The sequence below is a fragment of the Nostoc sp. FACHB-152 genome, from assembly GCF_014697475.1.
GTDB lineage: Bacteria > Cyanobacteriota > Cyanobacteriia > Cyanobacteriales > Nostocaceae > Nostoc_B.
Window position 1 is genome coordinate 224,173 of the sequence record NZ_JACJRV010000004.1, and the last position, 19,959, is coordinate 244,131.

Consider the following 19,959-nt stretch of genomic DNA (forward strand, 5'->3'; position numbering starts at 1 on the left):
TTACTGAACATACTTGTGTAAAGAGGGAATAGGCACTAGACAATAGGCAAAAGCTTCTCAGGCTGGTAACAATGTACTGATTCTTTTCAAAAATCAAATATGATTCCTATATTCAAAGTAGTGGTTAATAATAGATTTTTACGTGTTTTGAGCTACTATTCAATATTTTATAAATAAGGAAAATTAAATATATTGTGCATAAATAAAAATTTAGCTTCAAAGAATATTATAAGTAATCAGATGGAGGCAGAGCCTTAGCTAATTCTGTCAATAAATAGTGTGTAGCTATTAAATAAAAAATTATTCAACTTTATAGATATGTGTATTGATCACCTAAGTATTTTTGGTAAAAACTCGAATATGCGATCGCTGAAACTTAATTCCTAAAACCTAAATTTACGCAACTTGATCAAAGCACAGTATTCCTTAACTGCGATCATCTAAACTACTACTACAGCATGGCGTAAATAAAGCAACCATTTAAAATTCCGAAAAAGTTTATTCAATAATACTTTTGACTTTTTACTTCCGCCCTGCGCTGCTAGTCTGCACATTAGCTTGAGCAAAACTAAATCTTGTAACTCACCGTGAAGTATCGCCAGTCTGCGCTAGGGTAGAAAAGGACACGCTATTAATAATTTTCTGCTTGTGCTTCCCTGTAAACGTCCAGCTGCCTTATTAAGTTTGGCTGTTTTACTCACCTCTTTAACAGCCTGTACCAACACTCCATCTGCCAAAAATCTGGAAGAATCTTTGGCAGCAGATCCCAGGCTGCAAAACAATTCAACTATCATTGGGGAAGCTACTCAGAAAGAAACACAACCAGGGCAGAAGCAACCAACAGTCCAGTTACCTGCTGATTTTCCCAAAGAAATTCCTTTATATACAAATGCCACACTCCAGGAAGTTAAGCCTGCTACTGGTTCAGAAAATAAAGTATCAACTCGCTGGCTTAGTTCCGATCCGAGCAATTTTATAACTAGCTTTTATCGCAGCCAGTTACAGGATAATAACTGGCAGATTTTGCAACAACCAGCCGATGATATCGGTACTTTTGAGGCACGTCGGAGTAATTTGCTGTTAAACGTATCGATTCAAGCCCAATCAGTTACAAATGCTGCCCCTAATCAACCACAAACCGCTACTAATTTAGTAATTGACTACGTTCCAAATAGTAGTGAAGCACAATCTCCGCCAAATAATAATATTCCTCAACCGGGAGATTCGCAGTTTATTGGCCCAACAGCACCTACAAACACGGCAACACAGCCAAACAACACATCTAATAACCAAACAACTGCTGCAACCACACCTACCTCAGAGGAATTTTCAGACTTAAACAAAACGCCACAAGAATTACGTCAACATATCCAAGACTTAACAGCATTAGGTATTTTATCCATCGAGCCGCAAACAACCAAAACTAACTCGAATCCCACAACCCAATTTGAGCCAAATAAAATCATTCCCCGGCGAATATATGCACGCTGGTTAGTTGCTGCTAACAATGCGATGTATGCAAACAATCCAGCCAAACAAATACGCTTGGCCTCGGAAAGTACGCAGCCAGCTTTTAGTGATGTGTCAAAAACAGACCCGGATTTTCCCGTAATTCAGGGGTTAGCCGAAGCAGGTTTAATTCCCAGCCCTTTATCTGGAGATGCAACTACAGTTTTATTTCGTCCAGATGCACCTCTGACGCGAGAGCAATTGATTTTATGGAAAGTACCCTTAGATACTCGCCAAGCTTTGCCTAATGCTAATTTAGATGCGGTTAAGCAAACTTGGGGATTCCAAGACGTGGGGAAAATAGACCCAAAAGCATTACGGGCTGTTTTGGCGGATTTCCAAAATGCCGAGCAATCAAATATTAGACGAATCTTTGGCTATACAACTCTATTTCAACCTAAAAAACCTGTGACTCGTGCTGAAGCGGCTGCGGCCTTATGGTATTTTGGCACTCCAGGTGAAGGAGTATCAGCTGTGGATGCTTTAAAGTTAAAGCGATCGCCTACCTAAATTTAGGTACCTAATTTAGCTTTGATCAGGGTGGATAAACAGTCCACCTTATTTTTTCTTCATCAATTACCGGATTAATCATAAAGATCACATAAATATATTTAGTTATCGATAAATAAGCCTTGATTAATTAAGTAAAATTACACAATTATCTAACTTCGAGTACCGAATTTTGCAATGATCTGAAAATACAAATGCTACATTTACAGCCTTTCTGGCTGTTTACTTGCTTGATACCCAGCAAATAATATCACTATTAACACCATATGAAAAAAGAACTTGTAGCGGCAGGCTTTGTCTTTTTCTCTTTCATGCTGCCATTAAAAGCATCGGCGGCGCAGTTTAGCCAGTTTATTGTGTTTGGCGATAGCTTATCTGATCAAGGTAACGTCTTCAACGCTAGCCAGGGTACTGTGCCGAACCCAAGTGACTACCCTTCTGATGGACGCTATTCTAACGGCTTGATCTGGGTGGACTATTTGGCAGATAAACTGGATTTAAAACCTACTTTATTCACTGAGTTAGGTACAACTCCCCCTATAGAAGGCATAAACTATGCCTTTGGTGGTTCTTCAACTGGCATAATTAATGCTGTCTCTCCAGATAGCGGCTTACCCGGAATATTAGCCCAAGTTGGCTTATATACCAGTTCCTTTCAAAACGCTGACCCTAATGCACTCTATACAGTATGGGGTGGAGCTAATGATGCTCTGTTTCTGAATCCTCAAAACGCAACAACAGCAGTCAATAATATTTCTCAAGCTTTAGGAGTCTTAGCACAAGCCGGTGCTAAAAATATTGTCGTATTTAACCTGTCCGACCTGTCAAAGCTACCTTATGTTAAGCTTAACAATCTAGATTCTGAACGTCTTCGACAGTTCACTAATGAGTTTAACCAAGGTTTAGCAACAAATATTGCTGCTTTAAATAAAACCTACGGACTGGATATTATTTCGGTTGATACTTATTCTTTATCTAATCAAGCGATGTCATCGCCTTCAACCTTTGGTTTTGAAGATGTAGATAACGCTTGTCATCTACCAACAACAACAGTTTTTTGTTCAAACCCAGACAAGCATTTCTTCTGGGATGATGTGCATCCTACTACTGTGGGTCACAAGTTAGTAGCTGATGCAGCATTGCGTGCTATTGAGTCTAAACAAATTCCTGAACCCTCAGCACCTTTAGGAATGTTGACGCTTGGTGCTTTGGGTGCAGCAGCAATGCTCAAGCGTCAACAAAAAAAATTGAACATTAGTCCAACAAATCGGGTTCTTGGCGCACAATCATTTCGTATAAAGGTTGAAAGCTAAACCAACCTAAATTATGTGACCCAACTTGAGTATGTGCTACCTCGGCATACTCATGTTTAATTGGGCTAGGTTTGCCAGCCGCCTCAGCCAATAATTGGGCTTGGCAAGAGCGTTCCATTGTGATAAACCACCAAGCCGCCTCGTCAACTGAGTGACCAACCGTTAATAAACCGTGGTTTTTGAGGATGATGGCTTTGTTTTTGCCCAGGGTTTGGGCAATACGCTGACCTTCGGTTGGGTCAAGTACGACACCTGTATAATCTTCAAACAGGCTATGGTCTTGATAAAAAGCACAAGCATCCTGAGTTAGGGGGTCAAGACGACGACCAAGGCTAGACCAACTTTTGCCATAGATAGAATGAGCATGAGCCGCAGCTACTACATCAGGTCTAGCTGCATGAACTTGGGAATGAATCGCAAAAGCAGCCCGATTTACCGGGCGATCGCCTATAATTACCTCACCTTCTTGGTTTACTAAAATCAAGTCACTGACTCTGATTAAACCAAAGTGCATCCCAAAAGGATTGACCCAAAAGTGTTCTGGGTTTTGCGGGTCACGTGCTGTGATATGACCAGCGATTCCTTCATCAAAACCATATTTAGAAAATAAACGTAATGCGGCTGCTAATCTCTGTTGACGATGCAGACGCTCCTCTTCTATGGATGTAAAAGTTGGAAGTTGAGGAGCATTGGGCTTTTGTACAGGTATTGCTTGCATACTATCTTGATATTGTGTGATGGTAAATACAAATATTTAAACTTGTTTTCGTGAATGTGGGATTACGACCAGCTATTTAAAATTATTGAAGAATTGGTGATGCACCATTCTCCTAGTGGTGCAGAAGCAGAAATTAACCAATTTTTGACGCAACAATTTACAGCACTGGGTGTAGAAGTTTGGAGCGATCGCGCCGATAATATTATTGCGAAAATTTCTGGGAAAGATTCTAGCCGAGCGATCGCCATTACAGCTCACAAAGATGAAATTGGGGCAATTGTCAAAAATCTTGGCGAAGACGGACGCGTAGAAGTTCGTAAGCTGGGGGGTGCTTTTCCTTGGGTTTATGGTGAAGGTGTAGTTGACTTATTGGGAGATAATGAAACTATTAGTGGTATTCTCAGCTTTGGTTCTCGCCATGTTTCCCACGAATCGCCGCAAAAAGTTCAGCAAGAAGATACACCTGTACAATGGGAAAATGCCTGGATTGAAACCAAACTTACTACTACTGAACTAGAAGCCGCAGGTATTCGCCCAGGAACCAGAATGGTAATTGGGAAGCACCGTAAACGTCCCATTCGGTTAAAGGATCACATCGCCAGTTACACCTTAGATAATAAAGCTTCTGTAGCTATTCTTTTAGCTTTAGCCGAAAGACTCAAACAACCAGCCTGTGATGTGTATTTGGTAGCATCAGCAAAAGAAGAAGTCGGAGCAATTGGCGCACTATTTTTTACTCAAAACCAGAGTTTAGCTGCTTTGATTGCTTTAGAAATTTGTCCTCTATCTCCAGAATATCCCGTCAAAGATAGTGACAGCCCGGTGTTACTTTCACAAGATGCTTACGGTATCTATGATGAAGCCTTAAATGGGCAAATATACCGTTGTGCCAAGCAGCTAGATATAGACTTACAACTAACGCTCCTCAGTGGCTTTGGTAGTGATGCCTCAATTGCCATGAAATTTGGCCATGTCGGACGTGCTGCTTGTTTGGCATTTCCGACACAAAACACCCACGGTTACGAAATTGCTCATTTGGGTGCGATCGCTAACTGTATTAATCTATTAAAAGCTTTTTGTGACACCTTCACAGAATAAAGCCGATGACGGGATTTGAACCCGTGGCCTGCTGATTACGAATCAGCTGCTCTACCACTGAGCCACATCGGCATACACGAGAAAAAATTATAGCATCATTTATATATGGTAGAACCAAATCCCAAAACCCGCCTTAGTCCAGAACAGTATGCCCGTTTAAAAGCTGAAATGGCAACGCCTTATCGTGGGTTGCGGCAATTTATTTATATTGGCATTGGTGCTTCCAGTTTTATTGGCGCGTTTGTTTTCTTTTTTCGAGTCCTTGCTGGTAGAGATCTGGAAAGCTCTTTACCTAATTTAGCGTTACAGGTAGGAATCGTAGCTCTAATAGTTTTCCTCTGGCGTTGGGAAAAAAGTCGTCAACAGCTACCTAAGTAAGTATAGTTACTTAAATATAACCAAGACAGAAGATAAAATTAATACTTTTGTCCGATTCGTTTTTTATGCGTAAAACTAAATCCACAGGCTGTATTTAATTTAGGAGCTAATTAGAACTAGGTTAATTTAAAAACTGTCAAATTATTTACATATCTTTAAATTGTGTAAAATAATTAACTTTCTGACATAATATGCAACATAAAGAGAGAAAACATAAAAAAAATATTAGGAAATCAGGAAAACTCAAAATTTCTGCGAAACTGGAAATTGTTCAAACGGAGTCAGCCAATATAAAGACTCTGAACATAAATCCATAACATTTAAATGGGGTCAACTAAATATAAAGACCCTAGCTTTAAGAAAACTTAAAAAATAAAAAGCGCCAAGCTAACAAATTGCTAGTCTTGGCGCTTTTCACTATCTCATCAGAGCGCTACTGAACTGTAACCACATACGGTGAAGTAATTGGTTGAACACGTCCAGCATTAACTAATGCTTGATAAACAAAAGCAGCAACTTCGGCTCTAGTAGCTTGACGATTAGGATCTAGTTGCTTAACTGTAGGATAGTTAACCACTAATTGCCGTGAAGTAGCAGCCGCAACTGGGTCTCTTGCATAGTTAGGAATTTGGGCAGCATCACTATAAAAACTCAGCACATTCTGGTTAGTCGCAGTTAGACCTAAACCATTGGCTAAGGCTACTAATGCTTGTACTCTCGGAATTTGTTGCTGTGGTTTAAAAGTGCCATCGGGATAGCCTGAAACAAACTGCCCTTGATAAGCAGATGTAATTGCAGCAAAAGCCCAAAAATTGCTGGCTACGTCTTTAAACTTAGTAGCCGCACGTTTGCTTGTCGGGTTTAAAGCTTTGGTGACAATGGCAGCAAATTGGGCGCGAGTTACAGGTTCATTAGGTCTAAATGTCCCGTCAGGAAAGCCAGCAATAATATTTTGAGAGGCTAACGCTTCAATGTATGCTCTTGCCCAATAAGTTGCCTGCACATCCTTAAAGGCAACCGCACCGCCTGCTGGTGGCTCAACTGTAGCGGCAACAAAGTCTACTTGACCATTTATTTTTTTCTGATCGACATCATTACCAACGGCAACGATAGTATTAGCTTTAGTGGCGTTATAGATGTCATAACGAGTATTACCGCGAATGAGGTTGCCACCAGGATTCTCATTAGTGCCAAGGTCAGGTTGAGCTGCGCTAATTGCTATGATTCCATCCCGCTTATTATTCTGAATTACGTTCTTACGTAATACAGGTTTAGCAGAGTCAGATACATATATACCATCTTGGTTTTGGATGATTTGGTTGCCTTCAACTAAAGGGGTTGCATTTCCGTTAATCGACAGACCAAAACCTGTATCTTGGAACAAATTATTCCGTACTTGGCCTTGAGCAGATTTTACGATTGAAACCCCATTACCTTTATTTTGTAAAAAGACGTTACCCTCGATTGTCGGATTGCCTGTACCTGTTACAAAAACACCCTCTCTACCATTGTTTGTAAAAGTGCTGTTTTGGATAGTGGGATTAGTAGACTCAACCCAAATACCTGTACCGCGTTGAGTTGGGTTAGTTACAGTAACACCAGCGATCGTGGTATTGTTATCACCCAATATCGTAATTTCTTGTCTAGCAAAAGTACGACTTGTGTAGAAACCAGCACCTGTAATTACTGTGCCTTGGCCTTTTGTTGATTCATCACCTTGTAGTGTCACTCCTGATTTGAGCAACAGAGGAAATGTTTCTCCAGACTCTTGGGTGTAATTTCCCGGAGCAAGCCGAATAATTGTTCCCGGTTGAGCTTGAGTTAGTGCGAAAGTAATAGTTTTGTAAGGCGCGCCTTCGGTTGCGCCAGCACTAGCATTATCTTGTCCAGTTGCTGGGTTGATATAAATCACTTTAGCTGTTGCAGGAGCTTGTGCCAAAACATTTGGCGAAGCACCAGCATTTGCTGCACTAGTCAATAGTGTGGAACCAGTAGCAGCAACTAACAAAGCTGTTAGTCCGGCTCCCAAGGATAAAGTAAATCCCAGGTTCCTTCTAGAAAGAAAGTGAATATTTATTGTGGAAGAAAAATGAAAACCTTTATGTTTCATTTTTGTGTCTGTGATGTGCTGAATTATAATTGGTCAAAAAAGGGCAGATGTGACAGCTATGTAACTGTCTAACCCAAGCAAAACTATAACGGATGACTAGGCAATATTCAGCGAAGTTTCGCAATCAGAAACGTAAATAAACAATTCTGGCTATGTAAGAGGCACTTCTAAGCTACTGCATAGCCAGCAGTTAACATCATGTTAATGACTAAACAAGTATCGATAGTTACTCTATGAATGACGGAAGCTTCACTTTGTATGGATACCTAGTAAATAATCAAGGGAAGCATTGTGAGAATGCTTCCCTTGATATGATGATGGTTACTGACAAGTAAGCCAGCTATATTAACTTGATTTTAATAAGCCAAAGTTTCTAATGTTTCTCTTAAATACTTTTGTACTTGCTGTTCCAGGCGCAGCCCATGTAATTGGGCATCACGTTCTAGTTGCCAGCGTTGGAAACCGGAACTGGTAGCGATCGCACTTTTTAGGCTGTACCAAATTTCGGTATCAGCAGGAAACTGGCGATTACTAGCAGCAGGAGTTGGAGTCATAGTCCCTTATTCCTCAACTTTAACAGTTATGGCAGTTTTCGTTTTGAGCAAATACGAACCTGCCCCTATGAGACAGTGTATACTCTACGAAATTATTTATCAGGTTCTAATATTTAGGGCTGCTATGAATTTTTATTGTTCCCAATCAGGGATTGAAATAACCTGGGTAAAATTTGATTAACTTGCACCCCTAAAATGGTGAAATCATGCTTGATTCTTTCTAAAGATAACGGTTCTAGTGCAGCAAATTCTGTGTCATTTGTCACCAAAATTCTTGCTACACTCACAGGAACTTGTAAAAATAAATTACTTGCAAAGAAAGCTAAACCAGCCAATAATAAACCCAAACCACGCGACTGTGGTAAAAAGCTAACTAAATGTTGTATTTGGGGAACAGCCTGGTAAAGCAGCCATAACACCCCAGTTAATATTAGTGCTGTTACCAAAGACAGAACACGATTTAATCTTGTATTAATTAAACAAAGTATTTTTCGCTGTTGCTCGGTCAAATTTTCGGGTTTGAGTGCTATTCCCAATAGAGAATATATGTAAAACGGACGGCGTAGCTGCATCAATAATAGTGGGGTTACGCCGATCGCGGCTACTAATAATAGTTCTCCCCACACTGGTAGAAGTGGTTCACCTATACCTAAGAATAATAAGCACAACACCAAAAAAATTGGCAGTGTTGCTAATCCAGCAATGTGAATCCACAATATAGGTTCAGAGCGAAACGATGACATAAAAAAATTTTGCTTTCTAAGTTCTGAGTGCTGAGTTTAAATTTTAAGCTTTAGTGTGGAACTAAACTGAACTTCAGTTCAACACACTTAACTTTATTTTTAACTCAGCACTTAGCACTGACCACTATCTTGTCAATGTGAGAGTACGGCGTTTAGTAACCATTTGGTAGGCTTCAACAATGTCGCCTTCAACCCAGTCATGGAATTTGTCTACGTTAATACCGCATTCATAACCGGCGTTGACTTCACGCACATCGTCTTTGATCCGTTTGAGGGAGTCAAGAACACCTTCATAAATGACCTTACCGCCACGACGCACTCGTAGTTTGCAGTTACGCACCAGCTTGCCAGATTGCACATAACAACCAGCAACGGCTCCTTTGCCAACAGGGAAGACAGCACGAACTTCGCACTGACCGAGGGGTTCTTCGACCAGTTCTGGTTCCAATAGACCTTCCAAGGCTCCTTGGATATCTTCGAGGAGTTTATAGATAATGTTATACTCCCGAACATCTACACCAGCCTCATCAGCGGCTTGTCTTGCGCCACTGGCGTAGGTGGTATTAAAGCCAATGATGACTGCGTTACTAGCAGCAGCTAAGTCAATGTCTGTTTGGGTAATTTCCCCTGCCGATGCTAACAGCATCCGAATCTGCACTTCGTTTTGCGGGATTTGTTTCAGCGAACCAATGATCGCTTCTACAGAACCTTGCACGTCTGCTTTCAAGATGAGGTTGAGTTCTTTCAACTCGCCTTCTTGTGCTTGTGCAGATAAGGTTGTGAGGGTAACACGTCCCTGTAACAGTCTTGATAGGCGTTGTTTGTCGGCGCGATCGCTAGCGATGGCACGGGCTTCTTTTTCGTTCTCGAAGACCTCGAATTCATCACCGGCTGCGGGTACATCACTTAACCCCAATACCTCAACGGCGAAGGAAGGTGAAGCTGCATCGACTCTACGGACGCGGTCATCGACCATTGCCCGGACTTTACCAAATGCTGAACCAGCAACGAGTATATCTCCAACGTGCAGAGTCCCATTCTGGATTAACAAGGTAGCGACTGCTCCTTTTGCTTTATCCAGATGTGCTTCAATTACGGTTCCTCTTGCCAGGCGATCAGGGTTAGCAGATAGTTCTTCTACTTCTGCTACCAACAGCAGCATCTCTAGCAATGTGTCTAGGTTTTCACCTTTGATAGCACTCACGGGAACCATAACGGTTTCACCGCCCCATTCTTCTGGGGTTAAACCATATTGAGTTAGTTCTTGTTTAACTCGGTCTGGCTGCGCGCCTTCTTTGTCGATTTTGTTAATTGCGACAACAATTGGCACTCCTGCGGCTTGCGCGTGGCTGATGGCTTCCACTGTTTGGGGACGCACACCATCATCTGCTGCCACTACTAAGATGGCTATGTCTGTTACCCTAGCTCCCCTTGCCCGCATTGCGGTAAAGGCTTCGTGACCAGGGGTATCTAAAAATACGATCTGGTGCAGCTTATCGTCATGTTCGATGTCTACATGGTATGCACCAATATGCTGGGTGATACCACCTGCTTCCCCAGCCGCGACTTTCGTTTTGCGAATTGAGTCGAGGAGGGTTGTTTTACCGTGGTCTACGTGACCCATAATTGTCACAACTGGTGGACGACGAATCAGATGTTCTAAATCTGCCACGTCGATCATTTCTGTGACTTTGCGGGCTTCTGCTTCTGGTTCAGCCGTTTCGACTTCTACTTCTAGCTCTTTAGCTACCAAGGTAATGGTCGGAATATCCAGATTTTGGGTAATGCTGACCGCCATTCCTTTCATGAACAGGATTTTTACAATCTCTGTATCAGCCACTACCAACTCATTGGCGAGTTCTTGCACTGTCAGTGGCCCTGTGACCACGATTTTTTCAGGGCGATCGCGTTTTGGTTCCGCTTCTTGACGACGGTTTTGTTCACCACGGTTGGATGTTGATTTTCTATTACCTCTAGTAGTAGGTGCTGCAATAGCTACTGCGGTAGCTGGCTGTGCAGGTCTAGCTGCTTTTGGTTTAGGAGGACGAGCTATAGAAAGGCTCACCTGAACAGTAGCTGGGATTTCCAGACCTTCTTCATCCAGAAAATCCTCATCTTCAAAGTCATCATCTAGAATTGGCTTGGTTCGCTTACCTTTAGGGCCGCCCTTGCCAGCTTTCTCTTTAACTTCGTCAATGATTTCTTCTTCTTGCCACTTCTTACCACCTTTGGCTAAACGAGGTGGCGTTGGCCGTTTCAAATCTAAGATGTCTGGTACTACAGGAGCATCATCATCCACTCCTAGTTTTGCTGCCACGCCAGCAGAGGGTCTTGTGGGTGGAGTAGCCAGTGGTGCTGCTGCTGGTTCTGATGGACGTACTGGTCTTTGAGGACGTGGCCCGTCTGTTGATCCTGTACCTGGCCGGTTCGTCCGCTGCTCTGGTTTAGCAGGCCCTGGGGGACGACCCTGTTTTGGTGATGGGGCTTGGGTTGGGGCTTCTGTTTGAGACTGAGATGGTTTACCAACCTTAGTAGGTTTAGCCTGGTCGCGATCGCGTTTGAGAATCGGTTTTACTGCCGCAGTTGCCTCAATACCAACTTCTGGTTTGTCTGATGGTCTAGCAGGTGGTGCAGATAGTTGCGGTTTTTGAGGTTTTTCTTGCCTTGGCTTGTGTGCTGGCGTTTTTTCCGGTCTTTCTGGTTTTTCCGGTTTTTCTGCCGCTACATTTTCTGGTACTTGCGTATTCTGTTTTTGAGTCGCGTCTGTGACAGCAGGTGGTTGTGAGTTCTCAGACTGATTCCGTGGTACTGGTTTAGTTGGTGCCGTCGGCTTCATGGATGAGACTGGTGTAGCGAAGGGCCGTGGAGGTGCAGGAGAATTGACTTCAGACGAAGCAAATTGATTATTGGTAGCAACTGATGCCTCTGGGGCATTGGTGTTATTATTTCTCAATATTTTGGGTTTACGAATTTCCAAAATTTGTTGTTTGTGTGATGGTGGTGCAGGTCGGCTATGGGAGCCAGTTTGATGTGAATTTGGTTTGTGGGTGGTTGTTCCTAGTTCTTTTTTAGCTGTTCCATTCGTAACTGCCTGTTTTTCGGCAGCCGTCCGGATACGTTCTGCCTCTGATTCTGAAATTGTGCTGCTATGACTTTTGACCGCAATATTGAGCTGGTCGCAAATTGCTAGTAGCTCTTTGTTATCCAAATTCAATTCCTTTGATAATTCATAAATTCTAACTTTGCCGTTGTTCATCCACTCTTCCCCTTTCAATTGACAGTTTTTTAGCGGATGGTTGCCTGGGAGTGCGACATCTCCATCCTTTGAATCACTGTTTTTCGGTTGCCCTTGGTAATTTTGCCGGTGCCTCCAATCAGGAAAGAGAGATGTTTCGGTTTAATGTTGGCATCTTTGCCAAAAATGGCGGTTGAGTGGCTCCCATAAAAAGTTTTTTAATAAAAAATTTTTATTGGAACTTGTGATGCCGAACTGCGCCTGAGCGCTACCAGGTTGCCATACTGTTGTTTTTTGTTTTGCTGATTCTGAGTCTTCCACAACACAATCGAGTAAAACTTATTGGGAGTATTGCCTCGTTTCTCTTGAGATCAGAGAGCCGCTTGCTAACTACACCCATTTACTATTTTGGCACTAACCCAAACAATTGCAGAGGGTATGACTTCAGCACGAGCAGTTCGGCTTTCGGCACAATCCTCTGAGGATTACCGCCACAAAGTTCTTCAACCTGAGATTTAATTATTGGTGATGACTTGGGGCTAGACGTTGCCACAATGTTTGGTACAGTGTTTCTGGCACTGATGCTTGTAGCGATCGCCCTAATTTGTTCTTTTTTTGTGCCGCTTGCAAACAAGTTGCTTGCGGACAAATATAGGCAGAACGCCCCATGCCCTGATCTAATTGTACCTTTCCAGAAGGAAAGACGCGGACAATGCGCCAAAAGTCTTCTTTTAAAGCGACTTTGCGGCAACTAAGACAACGCCGATAATTCGGTTTCATCAGTTTTTAAAGGCATGAGGTGATAAATTTAGGACGAAAATCAAGCTAGCACTGCTAGTTTTCTACTTATACCTCATCTTGTTTTCAGCAATTATTAAAACTCACACTGAGGTAAATATTAGCAGAACTTTCCAAACCTATATATATTACTCTTCATCGTTAGGGTCTAAAGACTCCTCATCTTCTAATTCTTCTAATTCTTCAAATTCTTCTTGATTTTGCTCCTCGAATTCTTCTATTGGCATATCATCTTCTTCTAGGTCGATGTCATCTTCCTCCATTTCCATTTCTTCTTGTTCTTGTTGAGCTTTAGCACGAGCAGCTGCAAATTTTGCATCTTCGGATGCATAATCATACTTGGCTTTATCTTTAATATCAATTTTCCAACCAGTCAACCGGGCTGCTAACCGGACGTTTTGACCTTCTTTTCCAATTGCCAAACTTAGTTGGTCTTCTGCTACTAATACATGAGTTTGCCGAGTTTCCGGATCCATCAGCCGGACTTCATCTACCCTAGCCGGACTTAAGGCGTTAGCAATATATGTTGCTGGGTCGGGAGACCAACGAATCACATCAATTTTCTCACCACGTAGTTCATTAACTACGACTTGAATTCGTGATCCCCTAGCACCAATACAAGCACCTACTGGGTCAACATCACGATCTAAGGTATCAACTGCAATTTTAGTTCGGGGGCCGACGTAACGCGATGGCGGATTTGCTTCCCTAGCTACGGCAACTATTCGCACAACTTCATCTTCAATTTCTGGGACTTCGTTGGCAAACAGGTAAACTACTAAACCTGCATCAGCACGTGATACCAAAAGTTGTGGCCCCCGTTGCTGACCTTGAGAAACTTTCTTCAGGTATACCTTAAAGGTAGCATTAGCCCGATAGTTATCGTTGGGTAACTGTTCGCGTTTTGGTAATTCCGCTTCGACTTCTGGTTGACCAAAAGTACTGCTAACTGCCAAAATCACCGACTGCCTTTCAAATCTCAGCACTCTGGCTTGCAATACAGTTCCTTCTAAATCTTGGAACTCTTCTTGCACCATTTGGCGTTGTTGATCCCGAAGTTTTTGCGCCAAGACTTGCTTGGTTTGCATGGCGGCCATCCGACCAAATTCTCCTTGGTCAGGGGTGACATCAAGTACTACAGAATCCCCCAATTGAGCTTCTGGGGCAACTTGTTGTACTTCGTCTAAAGAAATTTGATGGTCTGTATTGCTAACTTCTTCAACAATGGTTTTGGTAGAAAGTACGCGAAATCCTTCTTCATCAATATCTAATTCAACTTCAAAGTTATCAAAGTAATCTTCATCAAATTGCTTGCGTTCTAAATTTTGGGCGCGACGATAACGTTCATAACCTTTCAGCAGTGCTTCTCTAATAGCTGATTGAACTGCTAAACGAGGTAAATTGCGCTCTCGACTAATACTTTCAATTAATTCTTTTAATCCTGGTAGACTGACCATTGACATAAGCAATCTCCTTATAAAAATTTAGATTTTAGGGGCTAGGGGATAGAGGTTAGAGGCTAGGGTTGAGAGTTGAAAAAATAGAAACTTAAAATTACGCATTAGTGAATAGGGATTAGAGAAAATTACTCTAGCCCCTAGTCTCTAACTCCTAGTCTCTAGCCCCTCATCCCTCGTTTACCGTCGCTCGTCTAGTTGCACCCTAGTTATTACAGAACGAGGAATTTCGACGACACGACCTTTTTGGTTTAAATAAATTTTGGTTTCATCCCGGCGAATTAGCTGACCATTCCACTCTGGTTGTCCGTCGTGGGGTGGCGAAGTAGTAACAATCACAGGAAATCCTTTGAACGAAATAAATTCCCTGTCAGTTACCAATTGCCGCGAAATACCTGGACTCGACACCTCTAAAACATAGGCATCTGGAATGATCTCTGCCGCATCTAAGCAAGCTTCTAAAGCGCGGCTCATCCTTTCACAGTCATCCAAACCAGTATCCTGCTGGAGATTGCGGATATCTATCCGCAAGACTGGTGGACGTTGGTTAGTATGAAAAACTGCACCAACGAGTTCTAATCCCAGTTCTGCTGCTACTGGTGTCGCCAAATCAATAATTTGTGGGACTAACGGATGAGTCATGCGAGAATTCAATAAAAAAAGTGGGCTTCGACCCACTTCCTGCGATAGGGATATCTTCCAAGAAGTCTTGTGACGAACTGATGATAGTTCGCCCTAATTTGAGTGTAGCGCATTTCTCCAATAGTCAATAGTCAGTGATCAGTGGTCAAGGGTAATTTGTCAGCAGGCAGGCAAAAACTTCAGACTTCACACCTCATACTTTTCACTTGTTTTGAATTTCGACGATCGCAGCAGTTTTTTCTACAATTGGCTGAATGTATTGTTGTGTTCTTAGCTGTCTAGTTTGCTCGACAATTGCGTCCATATCTTCTTTAGATAGGCGTTGCACGTAGTTCAATTTGACTTCTTCTAAAAAATCAAAAATTAAACTTTGAATTTCAGATAGTACTCGTTTTTGCTGGATTTCTGCTCCTAAGGCTGTACTAAAGCTTTCCACTAGTTCAGTTGTGAGTTTTGCACCTACAGGATCTTCGACAGCACTGACGATCGCATTGTACAAGCTGGTGACAATTTGGGTAGCAAGTTGTTCGCTCAGTTGAGTTTGAGCTTGTCCTATCCCTGGTAATATTTGTAAATTCTTGTAAATAGGAACTTGCTGGATGACAGTATCGATATTGTGACGCAAAAGGGCAGCTAATTCTGGTTGAATTTTGGGCAACACATGGTAGACGACGGTTTTTACTAAAATGCCGGAGATCGCTTCTATTTCATTAATATTATTAATATCCACATAGGGGCGTAAACTCTCTTGCTGCGCTATCCACCGGGTAAAATCACCTTGTTTAATAGAAACTTGAGTCTGATTAATGACTCTGACTACGACAATTTCTGTAATTTCTTCGGCAAAATTCGCTACCATTGCCTGACTAAGTTGTCTCTGCAATGGCTGAAGATTTAATAGTTGCGCTTGGTCAAGTCTGACTGTTACAGGTATTATCCGCAACCATTGCCAAAAGGGAAGCAGCAGAAATAAGTCATACCAACGCCATAAAATTGCATTGAACCAGGTAAAACTTGGATGACGACGTTTGATTAAAAAGACGCGTCCGAGAAGTTCTATGCCAAATAAAGCAATAAAAGGTAAATCTATTAACCAAAAATCATTAATATACTCACTATTTTCACCGATTTGGCGGTAATAGTTGGTAGTAATTAAAGGACTAATTTTTTGATTAAAGAAATCTCTTTCTTGATTCCAGCCTTTTTGGGATAGGTAAGCTTGACTCCAAAAAGTAGCAAAGGACTGTTTTGCAGAATTGTTACCGATGCGATCGCGCATTCGATTTTTGATTTTTTCTAGCGTCCCACTTTTGCCGATCCCAGCAAATGGATTGCTATCAATCATCTCAGCACTGAGACGGCTGAGTTCTTCTAGCTTCGTCTTTACCTGTGGAGATGTTAAACCTGTCTGGTCTATCTGTTCTTCTAATGCATCTACTTGTTTTAAATAATTCTGCGTTTCTCTATGTGGTTCAATACCCTTAACTGGATCATAAATACTAGTAAGTTTAGGAAAATTTCGCAAATAGAAATCCCGCCACGGTACATAACTTAAATCAAATGCTACTAAACCTAAGTTGATTGTGGCAATTAATGCCATTAATCTTTCAAACCATAGGTTATTCCGGTTTGGTGTTTTTTGAGCAAACATTTTTAGTTTTAAATTATACAGGCTTTAAATTTTAACTGATAACCAAAATATAGAGGTTGAGTATTACTATTCATCTAGAAAAATCCGGGTTACTTTTTCCGCCCCTCGTCCCACTCTTAAAGCTAAGGAAGAGTAAAAAGCGTAGTAATATGTAACTGATTTTGGTTATATACTTAAGTATTGCTAAAGTAAGATTGCAAAAAAATTAATTAGTTAAATTTAATTAACAGAATATTAATTAATAACAAATGATTAATCATTGTGCAAAAAGTCTTCAAGAAACGTAAAATGCACCTGTTGGTATATGTACTGCTGATTTACCCCAAAGGAGTTTGAGATATGTGGTGTGGGTTTAATAAAACCAATGCAATTATTGCTGCTACTTGCTTAGTCACTGCCAGTGTAGTGATGTCTGACAGTACATTTGCTGCACGTCAGCGTAACTATACGCCACAAGAATTTCGTGCTGTGTTGCGAGGCTTAGGCTATAACGTCCAGGTATCAAATCGTCCACTCACAGATGAGGCAACCAAAAAAGCAGTCCGGGATTTTCAAAAAGGTTACAAACTGAGCGTTGATGGGATAGCTGGGCCGAAAACCCAAGACTTTGCTGCCAATATCATAAAAACCTTACAAGCAAACTTAAATGCGGTACTAAAACCGAATCCCCGTCTTCCCCTTGATCAATTCTATGGCACTCGTACAGAACAGCTAATTAGAGAGTATCAGAAAAAAAATCAGATCAAAGAAACAGGAGTGGCTGATTTAGCACTCCGTCAAAAGTTAAATGCAGAAGCTAAAGAAGCTATAACTAAACCCAGAACTCAGCCTTCACCAACTGCGTCGCCAACTGCGTCACCGACAGCATCGCCAACCGCGTCACCGACAGCATCGCCGACAGCGTCGCCAACCGCGTCGCCAACTGCGTCGCCAACTGCGTCACCGACAGCATCGCCAACCGCGTCACCAACCGCATCACCAACCGCGTCGCCGACGACGACACCTTAAGCGTTAGCCAGTCAAAAAATTTCAACTTCTTTGATTAGGCTCTTCTAATGGTCTGCCTTTAGGCGTAGGTAGAATTGGGCGGCGGTCATCAAAAGGCATGGGAATGTACTGTACTGTAGGCCGCCCTCCTTGTGGTTGTGGGTACAAATCCATAAGGTCGTAAATAGAACGGGGTAGTCCGACTGTGATGGGCAACCCCATTTCTGTTGCTTCTTCAACGGTTATCGGATAGTCGTGAGTAACGCGCCCAGTGGTTAACGCTTCAATAATCGGTTCAATATTTTCTGGCTCTACTTTTTGTTTAGGCATACTATCTTTAAGCAGAGTCCGTACAAAGCGTTGTACTTGCTGAATTGCTTTACCTGCTAAGTCTGCCATGATCAAAGTTTGATCATCAATCTCACCGATAGGTTTATCTTTGACTACTTTCAAAATGCTGGCGGCGGGGAAGTTACCTAACTGGGGATCGACTGGCCCCAAGACAGCATTCGCATCCATGACAATTTCATCAGCAGCTAAGGCCAGCATTGTACCGCCACTCATAGCGTAGTGTGGTACAAAAACTGTGACTTTTGCCTGGTGGCGAATTAATGCCCTAGCAATTTGTTCGGTAGCTAGTACCAAACCACCAGGGGTATGCAGAATTAAGTCAATGGGAACATCTGGAGGGGTGAGGCGAATTGCCCGCAGAATTTGTTCGGAGTCTTCAATTGTGATGTAGCGTGATATGGGGATACCCAGTAAGCTAATAGATTCTTGACGGTGTATCAGCAAAATTACGCGGCTGTTGCGTTCTTGCTGGAATTCTTGGAGGCTGCGAATACGTCGATATTCTACTTGGCGTTTTTGCCAGATGGGTTGTAGAGAAGATAGAAGCAGAAATATCCAGAATAAATCACCAATACCGAAGCCCATAAGATTGATTGTCCAAAAATAACTGTTCTCGTCATTAATTGTGACAATCTTTGGGCGATCGCAAGTCTATCTAGGGGTTTATCTAGATCTGAAGTTGCGTTGCGATCGCTATTTCAACTCATCAGCATTTACACCCAGTTCTCGTAAAGCTTGTGGTATGACATGGCTAATGCTGTATCTATACCATCATCTAGTTGGGTGGCGATTAAATTGTTTAGTTAGCTTTAGACAAATTTACTTGCTTGTGCGAACCGTCTGTTAATCTCATCCCAATTCACCACATTCCACCAAGCTGCTAAATAGTCAGCGCGGCGGTTTTGGTAGTTGAGATAATAGGCGTGTTCCCATACATCATTACCAAGAATAGGATACTTACCTTCGCTGATTGGATTATCTTGATTAGCTGTAGTTGTTATTTCTAGCTTGCCATTTTGATTGCGAACTAGCCAAACCCAACCACTACCAAAACGTGCTGCACCAGCTTCGTTAAATTGTTTTTTGAAAGCTGCAAAATTACCAAAATTTTGATTAATCGCAGTGGCTATTTCTCCTGTTGGTTCTCCACCACCCTGCGGCTTCATAATTTTCCAGAACATGGAGTGGTTGACATGACCACCGCCATTATTGCGGACTGTTGTACGAATATCTGCTGGGATTTTGCCAAGTTTGCGTAATAGTTCTTCCACAGATTGGTTTTTGAGTTCTGGGTGTTTGTCTAACGCTGCATTCAAATTTTTCACATAAGCCGCATGATGCTTATCGTGGTGAAACTGCATTGTTCTAGCATCAATGTGTGGTTCTAATGCATCGTAGGCGTATGGCAAAGGTGGTAGTTCAATCGCACCTGTTGTACTGGGTGATTTTTCTGCTAAAGCAAAGGAATCTAATGCAAAAACACCTGTACCTGCACCCAGTAAAAACAAGAAATGTCTTCTATTAAGAGTCATAAGAATTTTTGCAGCAAATCTATGCAATTTGTTGACAGTCTTTATTGTCATAGATTTAGGCTACAAAAAATTGCCTACTCTAGATTAAAAATGAAGAATTATGGATGGTTAAATAGTATCAGGGTCTACACCTAATGCTTTTAATCTTTCTGCTAGTAAGTGGACGCGTTGTTCTGCTTGATGAGCGCGCTGTTCTATTTGTTGAGCGAGTTCATCACCAGTCAGCAAAACATTGCTATCTTGATCGCACCATCGCAACCAAGTATCATTTCTACCTTCAAATTCTCCAGTCCATAAAGTTACACCCAAACCAATATCTTCTAAGCAATTATTTGTGGTTTGGAAGTAATGAACGGTAAATATACTCGCTCTC

18 protein-coding genes, 1 tRNA gene and 1 pseudogene are annotated in these 19,959 nt (G+C 42.0%); 6 read left to right on the top strand and 14 right to left on the bottom strand.

The window, feature by feature from the left end; all coding sequences use genetic code 11:
* Positions 1 to 648 precede the first annotated feature (648 nt).
* Both H6G76_RS06150 and H6G76_RS06155 read left to right on the top strand, forming a co-directional pair.
* Positions 649 to 2,019 carry an S-layer homology domain-containing protein gene (locus H6G76_RS06150; RefSeq protein WP_190696996.1) on the top strand — a complete coding sequence of 457 codons (1,371 nt, stop codon included), beginning with the start codon at positions 649 to 651 and terminating at the stop codon, positions 2,017 to 2,019.
* Between the two features lie 266 nt (positions 2,020 to 2,285).
* Positions 2,286 to 3,332, top strand: coding sequence for an SGNH/GDSL hydrolase family protein (locus H6G76_RS06155; RefSeq protein ID WP_190696999.1), 1,047 nt, complete (start codon positions 2,286 to 2,288; stop codon positions 3,330 to 3,332).
* Here the strand turns inward: H6G76_RS06155 and H6G76_RS06160 are convergent.
* The gene (locus H6G76_RS06160) at positions 3,274 to 4,050 is read right to left on the bottom strand and encodes a class II aldolase/adducin family protein (RefSeq protein WP_190697002.1); all 777 of its coding nucleotides are present in this window, start codon (positions 4,048 to 4,050) and stop codon (positions 3,274 to 3,276) included. The genes H6G76_RS06155 and H6G76_RS06160 overlap by 59 nt on opposite strands.
* A gap of 54 nt (positions 4,051 to 4,104) precedes the next feature.
* On the opposite strand from H6G76_RS06160, the gene H6G76_RS06165 reads away from it, so the two are divergent.
* Entirely contained in the window at positions 4,105 to 5,148 is a 1,044-nt protein-coding gene (locus H6G76_RS06165) for a M42 family metallopeptidase (protein WP_190697005.1), read from the top strand.
* Here H6G76_RS06165 and H6G76_RS06170 read toward each other — a convergent pair.
* A tRNA-Thr gene (locus H6G76_RS06170) sits at positions 5,149 to 5,220 on the bottom strand.
* Between the two features lie 33 nt (positions 5,221 to 5,253).
* Here H6G76_RS06170 and H6G76_RS06175 point away from each other — a divergent pair.
* Entirely contained in the window at positions 5,254 to 5,526 is a 273-nt protein-coding gene (locus H6G76_RS06175; RefSeq protein WP_190697008.1) for a DUF3493 domain-containing protein, read from the top strand.
* A gap of 433 nt (positions 5,527 to 5,959) precedes the next feature.
* On the opposite strand, the gene H6G76_RS06180 is transcribed toward H6G76_RS06175, so the two are convergent.
* From H6G76_RS06180 to H6G76_RS06220, 9 genes are all read right to left on the bottom strand, one after another.
* Positions 5,960 to 7,636, bottom strand: a complete 1,677-nt coding sequence (locus tag H6G76_RS06180; RefSeq protein WP_190697011.1) for a DUF1565 domain-containing protein — start codon at positions 7,634 to 7,636, stop codon at positions 5,960 to 5,962.
* Positions 7,637 to 7,992: 356 nt separating this feature from the next.
* Positions 7,993 to 8,190: a hypothetical protein gene (locus H6G76_RS06185; protein WP_190697014.1), complete on the bottom strand. Its 198-nt coding sequence runs from the start codon at positions 8,188 to 8,190 to the stop codon at positions 7,993 to 7,995.
* A 122-nt stretch (positions 8,191 to 8,312) separates the two neighbouring features.
* Positions 8,313 to 8,933 carry a low-complexity tail membrane protein gene (locus tag H6G76_RS06190; protein WP_190697017.1) on the bottom strand — a complete coding sequence of 207 codons (621 nt, stop codon included), beginning with the start codon at positions 8,931 to 8,933 and terminating at the stop codon, positions 8,313 to 8,315.
* Between the two features lie 124 nt (positions 8,934 to 9,057).
* The gene (gene infB, locus H6G76_RS06195) at positions 9,058 to 12,189 is read right to left on the bottom strand and encodes a translation initiation factor IF-2 (RefSeq protein WP_190697020.1); all 3,132 of its coding nucleotides are present in this window, start codon (positions 12,187 to 12,189) and stop codon (positions 9,058 to 9,060) included.
* A gap of 382 nt (positions 12,190 to 12,571) precedes the next feature.
* Positions 12,572 to 12,721 (bottom strand): hypothetical protein, encoded by a 150-nt coding sequence (locus H6G76_RS06200; protein ID WP_190697281.1) that lies wholly within the window; start codon positions 12,719 to 12,721, stop codon positions 12,572 to 12,574.
* Positions 12,688 to 12,948, bottom strand: coding sequence for a YlxR family protein (locus H6G76_RS06205; RefSeq protein ID WP_190697022.1), 261 nt, complete (start codon positions 12,946 to 12,948; stop codon positions 12,688 to 12,690). Before H6G76_RS06205 ends, H6G76_RS06200 begins: the two co-directional genes overlap by 34 nt.
* A 146-nt stretch (positions 12,949 to 13,094) precedes the next feature.
* Positions 13,095 to 14,429: a transcription termination factor NusA gene (gene nusA, locus H6G76_RS06210; protein WP_190697024.1), complete on the bottom strand. Its 1,335-nt coding sequence runs from the start codon at positions 14,427 to 14,429 to the stop codon at positions 13,095 to 13,097.
* A 174-nt stretch (positions 14,430 to 14,603) separates the two neighbouring features.
* The gene (gene rimP, locus H6G76_RS06215) at positions 14,604 to 15,065 is read right to left on the bottom strand and encodes a ribosome maturation factor RimP (protein WP_190697026.1); all 462 of its coding nucleotides are present in this window, start codon (positions 15,063 to 15,065) and stop codon (positions 14,604 to 14,606) included.
* A gap of 202 nt (positions 15,066 to 15,267) precedes the next feature.
* The gene (locus tag H6G76_RS06220; RefSeq protein ID WP_190697028.1) at positions 15,268 to 16,716 is read right to left on the bottom strand and encodes a hypothetical protein; all 1,449 of its coding nucleotides are present in this window, start codon (positions 16,714 to 16,716) and stop codon (positions 15,268 to 15,270) included.
* 339 nt (positions 16,717 to 17,055) lie between these two features.
* On the opposite strand from H6G76_RS06220, the gene H6G76_RS06225 reads away from it, so the two are divergent.
* Entirely contained in the window at positions 17,056 to 17,724 is a 669-nt protein-coding gene (locus H6G76_RS06225) for a peptidoglycan-binding domain-containing protein (RefSeq protein ID WP_190697036.1), read from the top strand.
* A gap of 21 nt (positions 17,725 to 17,745) precedes the next feature.
* On the opposite strand, the gene H6G76_RS06230 is transcribed toward H6G76_RS06225, so the two are convergent.
* Positions 17,746 to 18,639: an SDH family Clp fold serine proteinase gene (locus H6G76_RS06230; RefSeq protein WP_190697038.1), complete on the bottom strand. Its 894-nt coding sequence runs from the start codon at positions 18,637 to 18,639 to the stop codon at positions 17,746 to 17,748.
* Positions 18,640 to 18,679: 40 nt separating this feature from the next.
* Here H6G76_RS06230 and H6G76_RS06235 point away from each other — a divergent pair, with 40 nt between their 5' ends.
* Positions 18,680 to 18,901: a hypothetical protein gene (locus H6G76_RS06235; RefSeq protein ID WP_190697040.1), complete on the top strand. Its 222-nt coding sequence runs from the start codon at positions 18,680 to 18,682 to the stop codon at positions 18,899 to 18,901.
* Here the strand turns inward: H6G76_RS06235 and H6G76_RS06240 are convergent.
* Together H6G76_RS06240 and H6G76_RS06245 are read right to left on the bottom strand one after the other, a co-directional pair.
* The gene (locus tag H6G76_RS06240; protein WP_242056323.1) at positions 18,864 to 19,586 is read right to left on the bottom strand and encodes a superoxide dismutase; all 723 of its coding nucleotides are present in this window, start codon (positions 19,584 to 19,586) and stop codon (positions 18,864 to 18,866) included. The genes H6G76_RS06235 and H6G76_RS06240 overlap by 38 nt on opposite strands.
* 108 nt (positions 19,587 to 19,694) lie before the next feature.
* Positions 19,695 to 19,934, bottom strand: a pseudogene (locus H6G76_RS06245) (Uma2 family endonuclease); the annotation flags it as partial.
* Between the last annotated feature and the right edge of the window lie 25 nt (positions 19,935 to 19,959).

Coding starts and splice junctions, on each gene's coding strand:
- H6G76_RS06155 (WP_190696999.1), top strand. CDS start 2,286: ATGAAAAAAGAACTTGTAGCGGCAGGCTTTGTCTTTTTCTCTTTCATG.
- H6G76_RS06160 (WP_190697002.1), bottom strand. CDS start 4,050: ATGCAAGCAATACCTGTACAAAAGCCCAATGCTCCTCAACTTCCAACT.
- H6G76_RS06165 (WP_190697005.1), top strand. CDS start 4,105: ATGTGGGATTACGACCAGCTATTTAAAATTATTGAAGAATTGGTGATG.
- H6G76_RS06175 (WP_190697008.1), top strand. CDS start 5,254: ATGGTAGAACCAAATCCCAAAACCCGCCTTAGTCCAGAACAGTATGCC.
- H6G76_RS06180 (WP_190697011.1), bottom strand. CDS start 7,636: ATGAAACATAAAGGTTTTCATTTTTCTTCCACAATAAATATTCACTTT.
- H6G76_RS06185 (WP_190697014.1), bottom strand. CDS start 8,190: ATGACTCCAACTCCTGCTGCTAGTAATCGCCAGTTTCCTGCTGATACC.
- H6G76_RS06190 (WP_190697017.1), bottom strand. CDS start 8,933: ATGTCATCGTTTCGCTCTGAACCTATATTGTGGATTCACATTGCTGGA.
- infB (WP_190697020.1), bottom strand. CDS start 12,189: ATGAACAACGGCAAAGTTAGAATTTATGAATTATCAAAGGAATTGAAT.
- H6G76_RS06205 (WP_190697022.1), bottom strand. CDS start 12,948: ATGAAACCGAATTATCGGCGTTGTCTTAGTTGCCGCAAAGTCGCTTTA.
- nusA (WP_190697024.1), bottom strand. CDS start 14,429: ATGTCAATGGTCAGTCTACCAGGATTAAAAGAATTAATTGAAAGTATT.
- rimP (WP_190697026.1), bottom strand. CDS start 15,065: ATGACTCATCCGTTAGTCCCACAAATTATTGATTTGGCGACACCAGTA.
- H6G76_RS06220 (WP_190697028.1), bottom strand. CDS start 16,716: ATGTTTGCTCAAAAAACACCAAACCGGAATAACCTATGGTTTGAAAGA.
- H6G76_RS06225 (WP_190697036.1), top strand. CDS start 17,056: ATGTGGTGTGGGTTTAATAAAACCAATGCAATTATTGCTGCTACTTGC.
- H6G76_RS06230 (WP_190697038.1), bottom strand. CDS start 18,639: ATGGGCTTCGGTATTGGTGATTTATTCTGGATATTTCTGCTTCTATCT.
- H6G76_RS06240 (WP_242056323.1), bottom strand. CDS start 19,586: ATGACTCTTAATAGAAGACATTTCTTGTTTTTACTGGGTGCAGGTACA.